At 35.3% G+C, this 14054-nt stretch carries 10 protein-coding genes; 2 read left to right on the forward strand and 8 right to left on the reverse strand.

Translation table 11 applies throughout. The annotated features are described in order from the left end of the window. Positions 1–9: 9 nt before the first annotated feature. Positions 10–1137, reverse strand: a complete 1128-nt coding sequence (gene tyrA, locus Q0794_RS07715) for a bifunctional chorismate mutase/prephenate dehydrogenase (protein ID WP_298941155.1) — start codon at positions 1135–1137, stop codon at positions 10–12. Between the two features lie 10 nt (positions 1138–1147). Beyond that, entirely contained in the window at positions 1148–2215 is a 1068-nt protein-coding gene (locus tag Q0794_RS07720) for a 3-deoxy-7-phosphoheptulonate synthase (RefSeq protein ID WP_298941156.1), read from the reverse strand. A gap of 203 nt (positions 2216–2418) precedes the next feature. Between Q0794_RS07720 and Q0794_RS07725 the strand changes: the two genes are divergently transcribed. Next, positions 2419–3531, forward strand: coding sequence for a GNAT family N-acetyltransferase (locus Q0794_RS07725; RefSeq protein WP_298941157.1), 1113 nt, complete (start codon positions 2419–2421; stop codon positions 3529–3531). 29 nt (positions 3532–3560) lie between these two features. On the opposite strand, the gene Q0794_RS07730 is transcribed toward Q0794_RS07725, so the two are convergent. From Q0794_RS07730 to Q0794_RS07755, 6 genes are read right to left on the reverse strand one after another with little or no spacing between them, the layout of a single operon-like run. Beyond that, positions 3561–5528, reverse strand: a complete 1968-nt coding sequence (locus Q0794_RS07730; protein ID WP_298941158.1) for an alginate lyase family protein — start codon at positions 5526–5528, stop codon at positions 3561–3563. A gap of 55 nt (positions 5529–5583) precedes the next feature. Beyond that, entirely contained in the window at positions 5584–7104 is a 1521-nt protein-coding gene (locus tag Q0794_RS07735; protein WP_298941159.1) for an exosortase C-terminal domain/associated protein EpsI, read from the reverse strand. A 45-nt stretch (positions 7105–7149) separates the two neighbouring features. Then, positions 7150–8280 carry a glycosyltransferase family 4 protein gene (locus tag Q0794_RS07740; protein WP_298941160.1) on the reverse strand — a complete coding sequence of 377 codons (1131 nt, stop codon included), beginning with the start codon at positions 8278–8280 and terminating at the stop codon, positions 7150–7152. A 12-nt stretch (positions 8281–8292) separates the two neighbouring features. Further along, positions 8293–9414, reverse strand: coding sequence for a glycosyltransferase family 4 protein (locus Q0794_RS07745; protein ID WP_298941161.1), 1122 nt, complete (start codon positions 9412–9414; stop codon positions 8293–8295). 57 nt (positions 9415–9471) lie between these two features. Then, complete coding sequence (locus tag Q0794_RS07750) at positions 9472–10500, reverse strand: polysaccharide deacetylase family protein (protein WP_298941162.1); 1029 nt, start codon at positions 10498–10500, stop codon at positions 9472–9474. Positions 10501–10546: 46 nt separating this feature from the next. Next, positions 10547–11707, reverse strand: coding sequence for a glycosyltransferase family 4 protein (locus Q0794_RS07755; protein ID WP_298941163.1), 1161 nt, complete (start codon positions 11705–11707; stop codon positions 10547–10549). 405 nt (positions 11708–12112) lie between these two features. On the opposite strand from Q0794_RS07755, the gene Q0794_RS07760 reads away from it, so the two are divergent. Then, positions 12113–13903, forward strand: coding sequence for a right-handed parallel beta-helix repeat-containing protein (locus Q0794_RS07760; RefSeq protein ID WP_298941164.1), 1791 nt, complete (start codon positions 12113–12115; stop codon positions 13901–13903). Positions 13904–14054 lie beyond the last annotated feature (151 nt).

Below are 14054 nucleotides of genomic sequence, written 5' to 3' on the forward strand. Positions count from 1 at the left end.
ATAAATAGATTACTTTTCTTCGTAATGGCGATTGTCATGTACTTGTTGCAACATTACCCGACTTTCATTTAAGAATAACTCTGAGTAATCTCCCATCCAATTTGTCACAGACTTAAAGCGAGCAATAAACTCTTCACGATTGTTGTTTTCTAACAATTCAATCGCATCAGCAAAGTGCTTATGATAACGCTTTATCATGGTTAGGTTATTTTTTTGCGATAAGATAATGTCAGCATATAAAGCTGGCTCTTGTGCAAATAAACGCCCGACCATTGCCAATTCTAAGCGATAAATAGGCGAACTTAAGTCTAACAGCTGTTCTAAATCTGCATCTACTTCTTGTAAGTGCACACCGTAAACAAAGCTCGTAAAGTGGCGTAATGCTTGTATTAAGGTCATTGACTCATCATGTGTTGGTGCTGCCACAGGGTATAAATGTGCGCCCCATATTTTCATTTGGTCAATTAACCATTGATACTTTTCAGGGTTGCGTCCATCACAGTAAACAATAACTTGTTTTGCAAAGCTCGAGATGTCTGGGCCAAACATAGGATGTAAACCGACGACAGGACCTTTATGTACCGCTAACATCTCAGTTAAAGGCGCGTCCTTGATGCTAGTGATATCGGTTAAAATACAATCTTCAGGTAAGAAAGTAAGTTGCTTGATCACATCAACAGTTACATCAATTGGCGAACCAACAATAACTAATCCAGCTTGACTACAAATAGCTTCAGCTTGATCCCAGTTTGCACGACCTAAAATATCGACGTCATAACCAGATAATTTAAACATTTCAACAAAACGCTGGCCTAATAAACCATTACCACCAATGATGACAATACGTTTCATCGCAGGATTAACTGTTTTGAAACCGGTCTCATTTTCACTAGCATAAGACTCACGCATAGTACGACGTAAGATATCTTCAATCAGGTTCGCGGGAACGCCTTTCTTTTCAGCTTCTTCACGGCGCTTAGCTAACATCGCAGCTTCACGTTCAGGTACGTAGATAGGCAAGCCATGCTTAGTTTTCACTTCGCCAACTTCACCGACTAGTCGTAAACGCTCTGCTAATAAATCAATTATTTGCTGATCGACAGCATCAATCTGATCTCTTAATTTACTTAAAGGCATAATTTACTTCTTATTTGTTCTGAACAGTATCTTTTAATAATACAGCCGCTTGCTCTAATAACTCACACGTCGTAGCCCAGTCAATACACGCATCCGTTACTGACATACCATATTGCAGTTTATCCGCAGGTAATGACGCAGGTTGGTTACCCGCGTTAATATGACTTTCTAACATAATACCGATGATAGATGTATTGCCATCAACTACTTGGCGGAATACATTTTTTGCTACTAACGGTTGTAGTTCATGATTTTTATTAGAGTTCTCATGACTACAATCAACAATAAGGATACTTTCCATTTTAGCTTTAACCAATGCTTGTTCAGCGAGTGCTACATTGATTGAATCGTAGTTTGGTTTACCGCCGCCGCCACGTAAAATAACGTGACCGTCTTTATTACCAGCAGTTTGTAATAAAGCACTTTGTCCAGCTTGGTTAATGCCCATAAAACGATGCGGTGCAGAAGCAGATTGCATTGCATTAACTGCAGTAGATAGGCTACCGTCAGTACCGTTTTTAAAGCCAACTGGCATTGATAGGCCACTCGCCATTTCGCGGTGTGTTTGAGATTCTGTAGTACGAGCACCAATTGCAGCCCAACTAAATAAATCACCGATGTACTGTGGGCTAATTGGATCTAATGCTTCAGTTGCAATAGGTAAACCTAGTTCGGCAATCCATAACAATAATTCACGCGCTCTTTTAAGGCCTGTTTCGATATCAAATGAATCATCCATATGAGGGTCGTTAATTAAACCTTTCCAACCAACAGTGGTACGTGGTTTTTCAAAATAAACTCGCATTACAATATATAAAGTATCTTTATATTGATCACGTAACTCTTTCAAACGCGTTGCATAATCTTTAGCAGCTTCGATATCATGAATTGAACAAGGGCCGCATATCACTAAAAAACGAGGGTCTTTTTTGTGCACGATATTAGATATAGTTTGACGAGATTCGTTAATGAATTGATACACACTATCAGAAGCGGGCAAAGACGCTTTAAGCTCTGCAGGTGTGATTAAAACAGTTTCTGATTCGATGTGGATATTTTCATTTGTTTGCGTAGTCATTTTACTCTCATTGACAATTAATAGTGAAAACATAATAGCATAGCAAAATAATAGATCATGTGATTAAGCGATAGTGGTTAAATAAATGCAGTTTTAATCAAATTAACACCTAAATTATTGCGCTTTGTTTTACAATAAAGCACAGAAACCATTTATTTAGATATCTCTACTAACGTTCATAACCGAAGGTGTTTAATATCACTATGCAGACAATTACTCCCCACATTATGACGTCATGGTCTGAAATAGAAAAACTAAAAGAAGATTGGAACCCGTTATTACAACAATCTGATGCGGATAATATTTTCTTAACCTGGCAATGGATAGAGAGCTGGAAGAAGACTTGCTCACCTAATACCAAACCATTTTTTGTAGTACTAAAACAAGCACAGCAAGTTGTCGCTATTGCCCCCTTTTATATTCAGCCTTATCGTTTATTCAAATTTTTTACTTATCAAGTATTAAGGTTTGCTGGGGACCAAGGTATCGGCTCTGAGTATTCTAATTTCATCGTCAAACAAGAACAGACAATTCAATTAAAAGCTTTATTGTGGTCAACCTTATTAACTAGCGACCAAGCCTCTCAATGGGATCTTATTTGGTATAGTAATGTCGCTAGCTGGAGTAAAGGGGGAAAAACGTTACTGACTTCACTGCAAAAGACGCCACAATTAAATATGAAATCTCGCGTTGTAGAATTTGCGAATACTGAACTCAAAAATGTATCAGAACAAGTATTACCTTCGCTATCTAAAAGCTTACGCACCAACATAAAACAAACACAAAATTATTTAAGCCGACAAGGTGATTGGCAGGTGAGCTTTTGTGATGATCCATCATTACTTGAAAAAGAGTTAAATCGACTATTTGAATTGCATAATTTACGTTGGCAAAATGCAGGTTTACAAGGTTCATTTGAAAGACGCCCTGAGATGGCCGCTTTTTATCAAGATTTTGCCGTTAAAGCACTGCAGCTAGGTTGGTTACGATTAGCAAAGTTAGAATGTGAAGGTGTCACGCAAGCAATGCAAATCGGTTACGTTTACCAAGATCAGTTTTTTGCATTACAAGAAGGGTTTAATGCTGATTTTCAGAATGGTGTGGGACAAGTATTACGATACCATGTTTTTCAACAATGTTTAAAAGAACAACTCACTGATTATGACTTTTTAGGTGTGTACACAAATCATAAAAGACGTTGGCTAGCACAAAAGCGGGAAGGACAAAATTTACTTATTTGGCCAAATAAAATCAAAAATGTATTGTTTAGATTAATGACTATTTGGCCAACGGGTAAATACTTTAAGCCTTTATAAATTTAAAGCTTTAACTAAAATAAAAAATATTACGACCAAGTGATAGCAGTAATAAACTCTTTATCTTCACTAATATGAGCAGATAACGCTAACGTAGTAATCGGTACTTTTTGATGATATCCGCGACTCAACCATCCTAATGACGGTGTTTGTTGATCATCTGATACTTCACCTTTGATTAACACAGCTTGCATTTTTTCAGGTAGTTTAATAACCACTAAACTATCACCCAACGACAAAGTGCAAATACCTTCTTTGATTTCTATATTTTGACAATCTTCTGAGAAGTGAAAATAAATAACCGCATCATGCTGACCTTGAGTTGTTAAGGCATCAACAATATTGATTTGTTTTTTCTGTACATCTAAATCAATACTACGCTGATGATTCACAGGAGAACCTAAACGTTTATAACCATCATGTTCAGCGACAATTTTACCGCCAAATTCAGTAGGAGACCAAACTGAACAGATAGCCTGTGCATGCGACTCCCACATAAAAGGCCCAGTCATTACTGATTGGTCCAGACCATCAATCTCAATTGTATTATGTGCTCGTGTTTTTCGGAAATGATTACGCCATTGTGGAAAACTAAAGTAATCATAAGTACCCGTATCAACAAATAAATCCTGTTGATTAATACGAACTACACAACTTAATGCATCAGCATGGCCATGAGCGGCTATTGCTGTATAACCTAGCTCTGCGACGTCCATTAAGATGCTAGCTTGATTTTTTTCACTCAATTTACCCGCTTGTAAAAGGTAATAGCCAGAGTCAGTAAAAGCGACGGGGCTTAATTCTCTTTCATTTGGGTTAATCTGATTAATAGGTTGTTGCCTATTATTAAACAACCAAAATGAAGATTCACTTGTTTTCTTTAAGCCTTGTGTAAAAATGGTGTCATCATATAGGTGACTAACAACATCACACAACGCATTGATATCATGCACATGGTCACCAAGATCTAATACGTAACCATCATCTTGGTCACCTAACATCGGGTAATGTTGACCGCCTTCAGCAATCGTTGCAATAAAATGACTTAAACGATTAAGCGTTTGCCAATAAGCAGGTGAAAAGGAGTCATCGCTCCACTTCCCCGTTAACCCCGTTAATAAATAAAACTGAAATACAAAAAACTGATAACTAAAAGCATGTTCTTTAGTACATCCATCTTCAAAGGTTTGTGCTTGTATCTCTTTTTCTAATACTTGTTTACTCTTTTCCTGCCATTGCCTAGCATCTTTAAGTATTGAAAAGTAACGTGCGGCAATATAAACGCCTGCAGCTTCGCCCACTAAATGATTGTTTGCAGAAGTGCCTTGTGAAAACTTACCGCTGACATCACGACAATGTAAAAATACACTTTCTAATAATCGTTGCTTAAAATCACCGGTAAATAATCCAGAGTCTTTGATTAAATCGATTGTCCATACCCAGCTAATTAAACGAATAGCTAATTCTAATGGGCTACGCCAATTCATCCCTTTACCATATGGGTTTTCGTCTAACCAATGCGTTATTTGCTCTACGGCTGCTTGTGCATATTTAATATCACCAGATACTTTATATGCTCTCGCTAACACCACCATCTGATGATGACGATTTGGCTCCCATACTAATTTACAATCACCGTTATTTTTAAAATCTCGGTAATTAACTGAAAGTATATGTCCAAGTTTTGAATAGATATCTGCACTATGATCTTTATGCCAATTAATAGGCGTTCCCAAGTCGTGATCTTTTAAATCAAAATAACTAAGCTTATGATCCATAATAGATTCAGCTTGGGTTAATAAAGGCGTTAACCACTGTTCATTATAATGATCAACTTGCCCTTCAAAAACAGTAAACCCAGGTTTAAAAACAGACTCAGCATCATAAGTATCAACGAATCCTGCTTTAGGTACTTTATTAAATTGAACTCGCGCTCGCTCAGCCCAAGCATCACTTAATGAAGTCACTCGCCATGTTATCTCACTGACAGACATCATTTGAATTCGTTTAATATACCAAGTAAGGGATTGCATAATTATTTAGTCTCGCAAATTAGTATTCAGAGGGATGAAGGTAAGCATAAATAAATTGACTTAATTGCATTTTAGCCGCTGCGACATCTTTACCATCAAAATCAAGGCTAACAGCAACCAATGTTGCTCCAGGTTGCCCTTTTAATGCGGATTTCACTTCGGTCAGTTTAGCTATTTTTTTATCACTTGTTAGTACACCATTGATGACATACCAAGAAGCAATCATTCGATATCGGTGTGAAGATTTTTTTAAGAGTAAAAAATCAGTTTCTTGTAGATTTTTGCTCTTTATCAGTGCTAATTTTTTATCTTCAACGCGATCCCAAAACTGCTTATTAAAAAGATAATTCTCAACATAAATCATCTCACTCGCTTGTTCCTGTTTAATATAATCAGCGAGATAAACTTGAAAACCTAATGCTTCCTTAGTGTAATAAAAAAAGCGCTCTTGAGTCGCCCCTTGTGAATAAGGTTTCCAATTTGGACTGTAGTTTTTATCACTACTCACCATCTCATAGTTTTTTACATTAGGAACTGTTAATGCATAGTTTTCGTCATATCGAGAAGGGATCCAATATGAAGCACCAATGAATAACACTAAGATAGAAAGAGTCGTTATAATTTGAAGTTTATTAACTTGCTTGACCTGAAGCGACGTATCTACTGTCTCTTTTTTTTGATTTACATTACTGTGAGCAACATTATTTAGATTCGACTCTTTTTGAGAGTCATCAAAATACGTGCGTGCAATATAAATAAGCGGCAATAAACAAACAGCAAAAACAATCCAACCGAAAGTTAAATGATCATGCACAATAAAGTGATTCATTTCCGTATAAGTACCCACCACAATGATGATAATAATACGTAACCAATTGGCTATTATGGCAATAACTAAACAAATGAACAAAAACCAAAGGGTTTTTTTAGTACTTAATTTATTGAAATAACCCACGCAGAAAGCCAACAAAGCAGACACCATAAAGAAGCCTAAACCAGAGCATGCAGGCTCAACATCAAACATCCCACCAACGGTAGATAATCTAAAATGATCACGGTCTACAGCAATACCAATTAGCTCAGGCCCCCATTGCCCTGCTTGTGTCGATAATTCCCGTAAAGGAAATTGTAAAACATTCCACACAGGTAAAATAAGCAACAACATCAATAAAGGAACAAAGAAAGACTTAACAACACTCCAACCATAAAAACAAAAAATTAAAGAGAGCATTGAACTGAAAAAAGCTAGCTGTTGTAACTGTTGAATGCTCGATAGTTGGGCAACTAATGCAATCAAGAGACTCGCTATTAAACAACATAAACCAAAACCGTATTGTCGTTTCGATAAAGTAATAGTCGTTAGGTGTTTACGTTGTAAATAAAATACATAACAAACAACAATAATGCCTAAAAAACCATGACTGTAAGGCCCATCACTATTCCATTCATCAAAGATACTCAGTAATACTGATACGTTAACCGTTGCCAGTAAAATCAAAGAAACAATAAATAAAAAATGCTCTGAAATACGCTTAAACAAAATACTATCCTTTTAGCCAATCAATGACTGTAATACTATATCAGGCTACATTAATATTTCTTTATAGACTGCGACCGTTCTTTCCGCGACACGCTCTGAATGATATAAATCAAGCGCTAATTTTTTAGCTTTATCGTGCATCTTTTTCGACAAGTCAGGATTTGTTAAAATACGTTCACATTTATTAGCAATATCTTGTGCGTCAAAAGGGTTTATTAAAAAGCCCGTTTCGCCATTTTTAACCATATATGGCATACCGCAACGATTCGAAGTGACAACAGGAACGCCTACGGCCATTGCTTCTTCAATTCCCATTGGCGAATTTTCCTCAAGGGAGGCCAGTGCATAAATAGAAGCATTGCATAATTCAGCTTGTACTTCCGTTGTGGTAATACGCCCTAATAAAGTGACATTTTTTTGTAAATGATTCACTTCAATAATATCTTTAAGTTTATTGGCATATTCTTGATCAACAATACCACCCGCAATACGTAACTCTACTTTAATTCCTTTTTTAACCATTAAAGCCACTGCATTCACTAATTGAATGACATTTTTACGAGGTGCAATAACTGCAGACGTAAAGATAGTACTGGCGACTTCTTCTCTAACTAACTTAAAAAATGCATCTGAAATTGGATTATCAATATCAAAAATATTAGCTTGAGTAATACCGCTTAATCTTTCTCTAACATAAGGGCTAATCGAAATAATATTAGGTTGCTTGGCCCAACTACTCTTTTCAATAAACTCCCACACTTTAGAGCGTAAAACTTTAAACTTTCCATTAGCCAATAACGTATCGCCATAAATAAAACCATGGACTGTAAATACTTTAGGTACTGATATATCTTTGACCATAATGCCATAGGTGTCATGAGCATGAATTAAATCAGGTTTTAATGATTTTATTGTCGACTCTATGACTTTTTTACTCACTCCTATTGCGTTTTTAAGCTCGCTCCCTGAAGGCTTAGGTATGCGGTGTATGGTCACGTTATCATTACATTCTATGGTTGTTTTTTCAGTATCAGGGCATAAAGTTAAAACATGAATATCAAATTCTGCATATTGCGATAACGACGAGATAAGATTAACGCTGACAGCTTCCACTCCACCATGAGGTCTATTTACATCAATTGGAAATTGAGTAACAAATGCTAGCTTTATACTCATTTTTAAATCCCTTTAGTTCGAAAGCTCAGTAAAGATAGCTTCAAATCTTTCCATTACTTGGTCAACAGAATGATTTTGCTGATAATATGCACGCGCATTAGCAGAGTGTAGTTGCCATAGGTCAGGATCTGAACACAGCTTTTTAATACCTGAAACCAAATCATCTTTAGTAACTGCATCAACCCCTAATTGTCGGTCTCTAATTAGATTATCTGGATCAAAAGTGGAAACAATAGGAACACCTTGGCTCCAGGCTTCTAGAAAAGTATTTGGAAAGCCTTCATAAATAGATGAACAACAAAAAACACTCGCACTGCGATATAAATTTGGCATATCAGCACGAGCAACCATGCCTAAATAAGTAACGTTATCTAAACGATTAATAGTATTTAAAATACTTTTAAAATATTCATCTTCCTGGGCAGGACTTCCACCCACAATAAATTGATATTGTGGTAAATCAGCCGCAACTTCCAAGAATAATTCCAATCGTTTGCTTTCATGGATACGTGCTGCCCATACAATAGTGGGTTTATCTTTATTAAACGCTATGTTTTGATATTCACTTTCGCTCGGTCCAGGACATGGCATTGGCATTATTTCAGAATCTAAGTTAAACCCTGCTTTAAGCGAATCCATCTGCTTTTTAGTTTGCGACAAAATATAATCTGAATGAGTTAATCCATAACGGTATAAGATTCTTTCACGGTAAGTATTCATGACAGGTAATTTATAATCAGCATCTGAATCATTCGCTAATGAATATAAGAATTTTTTGCCATTACGCTTACACCACATAGCAACTTGTCCGGTAATGTATTCACCACAGTTTTGATAATATACATCAGCATTAGCACGCTTCATTGCACTATTTAAACCCGTCCACCTAGGATGAAAAAAGCGAATACCAGGTAAACCTGAATCTTGTCGACATATTTTAATGACGTGAATACCATCAATGACTTCATCTTCATCAGAACCTTCAGCCCAAGTTAATAAAGAAACTTTATGACCTCTAGATACTAACCATTTTGCCATCAAACTTGTTTGTCTTTCAACTCCCCCAATTGAACCATGACTCCCACCCGTAACTGCTCCATATGCAAAATGAGCAACAAGACATATATTTAACATGATAATTTACAACCTTAATAATATGAGAGTTTTTAATAAAAATGGGGGCTTAAGTGGCTATTTTGTATTTAGTAAATACAACAACTCAGAGGTGGTTTTATTCGCAGGGAAATTAAAGCGCTTTAACATCATTAAATCATCCTTTGATTCACACAGCCCAACATCTGTAGAAAAAGCAGCACGGTAACTCGCCTCTTTAACTAACTTAATTGCTAATCCATTATAATTGCCATTAGGATAACAAAAGTAATGACATTTTACTGCTAATTCGTTTTCAATACAGATTTTTGATTGCTTTAATTGTGATGAAATATCATCTTCATTAAGGCAATCTAGACGGAGATGATCTTCTGTATGACTAGCAATATCGATGCGTCCTTTGCTAACAGCTTCTTTTAATATTGCCCAAGATACTATAGCGGACCAATCATCTTTATCACTAATATCGCTTAACTTTAAGCCTGAACGTGCTTCCAATATTTCAGATAGTCCATTAAATAAATTATTTAGTTTGATATCGTCATTAAAGCGTTGCTTACAATCATCTCTAAATTTTTTATAGCTTATGGTTAGGTCTTCACGTGTTCTTGCATCAAAATGATACATAGAGTCTTGATAGCTTAATGACAAAACCTCCCCCATATTTTGTTGCAAAGCATAATCTAATCGGTCAAACCAAAAAGGTAAACCAGAGTTAACATGATTTGTTGCGACAAATAAGACGGGTTTAATAGAAAAGCTTTCACAAATTGGTAGAGCATAATCAATATTATTGCGATAACCATCGTCAAATGTAATCAGAATTGCATTATTGATTGGAGGTGATTTTCCATCCAATATATCTACACATTGCTCTATTGAAATAAATTGATAATGCTGAGACAGTATTGTTAATGTTCGTTTAAGTTCTTCAGGGCAAAGCTGTTGTCTAAGTGGCTCCCAACATGATTTTTCATTTGGAGCCATTACGCCATGCAACATTAAAATACAGACTTTATGTCGATTTTTATAATGTAAAACATCTAAAATTCCAAATTTCAATAATATATTTAGAAGCAGTTTTTTTAAAAGAAATTTACTTTTCATAAATACAGTTCCACTTTATAAAAGCTCGACTATCGATTAAATTTATTTAATGACGAAGCAAATCTTGATAATGATTAAATACATTATCAACATACCTTTCAATACTAAATTTATGTAAATCCTTTTGCGCATTAGTAATAAATCGTATTTTCAAATCAGGATCTAAAGCGATACTGTTAATTTTATTAGCAAGCTCATCTACATTTCCCTTTTCAAACAAATAACCATTATCACCATTTTCAATTACTTCAGGCATTCCTCCTGCATTCGTAGCAATACATGGTAAACCTGATGCCATCGCCTCAATAAGCGCAGCTGGAGTACCTTCAGAACGAGACGGTAATATAAATAAGTCACTTGCTTTAAGAATCTCAGGAATATCACTGCGATTACCAGCAAAAATAACTTTGTCTTTTAAATTAAAAAACTCAATTTTCTCAACTATTTTTTGATAAAAAGAGTCTGATGTTTTTTTACCAACTAACAATAGTTTTGCATTAGGGATACTTTTACACACTTTAGCAAAGGCAGGAACTGCAATGTCCCACCCTTTAACTTCTATAAAATGTCCCACAGCAGTAATGAGATAATCTGATTTAAGTAGATGAAACTCTTCTCTAATTTCATCTGACTTTTCCAAACAAGTAAAACGTTCAAGTTGAACAGGCACGTCGACAATACTAATCTTATTATCAAAGCCAACCTGGTCACATATTTCTTTTCTTGCTGCGTCACTGATTGCTAAAATACGGTTTGCAAGCAAACAGGTAAGACGTGTACTTGGCATTAATTTTTTTAAACCTTGAGGTTTCACCCCTTTTTCATAATATGAAGACATAGATAACTTAGACCAAACTTTAACAGGAGTCCTTGATAGCATTCCTGCAATTAACGGGCTTGTATGGTCATTATAGCAATGTAAGATGTCACAGTTTATTAATCGCATAAACTTATAATTACGATAAATACTTTTTAGATCAAAATTCCCTTTAGAACGAGGTTGATAAATAATTTTACAACCCGCGTCTATAAAAGGTGTAACTAACGAAAGGTCGTCTGGTTGCTTAGATAAGACTAACCAATTATTCCAATTATTCCAATTATTCTCCGCACATTTCTTAACTAACGTCAAAGCACTTAGCCACTTTGATGTAGCTATAATAGGAAAGCCTCCCCAATAATGAATAATATTTATTTTCTTTTGCAATTCCAATCGCCTTTAATAGTATTTAAATAAAAAACATATCCTCCATATATCTAGATTATACATATAATTCCCTAAATATTGATATCGAATATCAACAAATAATTATTTTAGATTCAATGGATAAGAATAACGAGAAAATTGAATTTTTTAAAAATACAAAGATAGGGGAAACACGTCAATAAATGAGGATCTGTTAAAAATCAAAGTAAAGTTAGCTCTTAAAGATCCCGCTAAAGAATAGGATTCGAAATAGTTAATTATTACTACTCTGATTTTTCTATTTAAGCCTATGCTGTTATAGAACAGGTTTAAATTAATTTTTCGATAAAGATTAATGGTATACAAACTAAAAGAAACTATACTCCTATATATGTTTTATAGAAAAAATTGAAAAAGGAGCTAAAAATGATCCAGCCAATAAAAACAATAAAGTATATGAAATATTCATTTATTGTATTGTTATTTTCCATAGTTACTAACATTTCAGCATATACAATGCCAGTAGGAATACCAAATAGCACTTTAGACTTTCAACAAGAAATGCCCCCAAGGCCTAGTGACTGGAGTATCGAAAAACCAGGTTACTATTACATAAATTATCAAACCGGTAGCGATAAACAAACTTACGGGACACCTGTCGCACCACGTAAATCGTTCCCTAATCCAGCATCAGCTGGATCATATATTGAAATTTCAGGAGAATATACTCAAGGTTTTAACACCCATGGTGATCGGATATATGCGCTCAATGGTACTGATGCAGATTGGAGTGCCGATGTAGCAGGTCCTGTGTGGGTTACTGAAGCAAAAGATACTGGTGGAGTAATTAGTAAAGTAGGGTTTCTAGTGATGGGTGCAAACGTATTCATCTCCGACTTAAACTTTATTAACTCAGCAAATCTACAAATTGGTTCACCTACTGCAGGCCGACAAGCAACAAATATAGTCGCAAGAAATTTAGATTTAAATGGTGGAGGTATTTCTATATCAGCCGATTCCACGGCACCTGTTTCAAATATCGTAATATTTAACAGTACGATACATAATTTGGGCGATGTAAACTCCCCAACGGATGATGATTTTCACGTAATATCGGTTGGGGAGTATGTTTCTGACGTATGGCTATTAGACAATGTATTACATACAGCATCTGGTTCAGGACTTCAAGTTCTTGGAGATTTGAATAACAGAGGATCGACAAATAACATCTATGCAGGTGGTAATGAGGTTTATAACGTAAGACAAGCAGGATTATGGGTTAAAGCAGGCTCTAATGTGGTATTTTCAAGTAACTATATTCATGATTTAGTTAGCACGTCTTGGTCACCATCTAAAGGGCTTGGAGCACAGTATCAGCCCGATGAATTATGGATGATCAACAATCGTATTAGTGGTGTCGAATACGGTATAAGGATTGCCTCTACATCTGAAACCACATGGGATAAAAAAATCTACATTATTGGTAATGTCATTCATGGGGTTAAGCCTGTGCAAGAAAGCTCGAATATCGGCCCTATTGAAACCACTTCATCATGGCAATCAGCGGCTATTCACATAGCAAGTTCAGATGAACAATATATTTTTAACAACTTAATATTTGATGCTCCTAATGGGATTGATGTATCTACTCAAAATGCCAAAACTTGGATAAAAAATAATATATTATTAGATGTAACGGCAACACATGTTAATGAACCTACTGGTTATCATATTATGCTTGAGTACTTAGCACTTAACGAACAAGCATTTATAGATAATAATTATTTTGGAGACGGTATGTATGTGCGAGTAAAAGAAGGTGTATTTAAAAAACTCCATGAAACAGTATCAAGTTTAAATTCTAGAGAGGGCGCTAGCGGCAATGTTCAGGGAACCAATCTTATTACACAAGATAATATTGATTCAATAATGGATGCATTGAGCATTGATGGTATCGGTTTTACAAAACTTAAAGATGCAGGTACCGATAATGTCAATGATATTTTAATAACTCGGTTTAAATCCCAATTCCCTGACACTAGCGGAATAAATTTAGATATTTTTGATGGTCAACGTAATCTTGGGAATTCGATTGATATAGGGCCATTTGAACAATATGGGGTTCAACAAGAGGCTACTATTCCGACAAAACCCAGTGGGTTAAAATTAATTCAACTACCAAATAAAACTGAACTAGAAACAACAATAATAGATTAACCAATGATTAGCTTTAAAAAACTTGATTTTTGGAAAAGCTTAGAAAAAATATTGTGTAATAATTGCTGAGAGCACGGAATTTTATTAATCAAGTACCGTGCTCTACTTAGTAAAATTCATTTACTTACTTTAATTTTTATTAGCTAAAGCG

The sequence above is a fragment of the uncultured Psychromonas sp. genome (assembly GCF_947489755.1).
GTDB lineage: Bacteria > Pseudomonadota > Gammaproteobacteria > Enterobacterales > Psychromonadaceae > Psychromonas.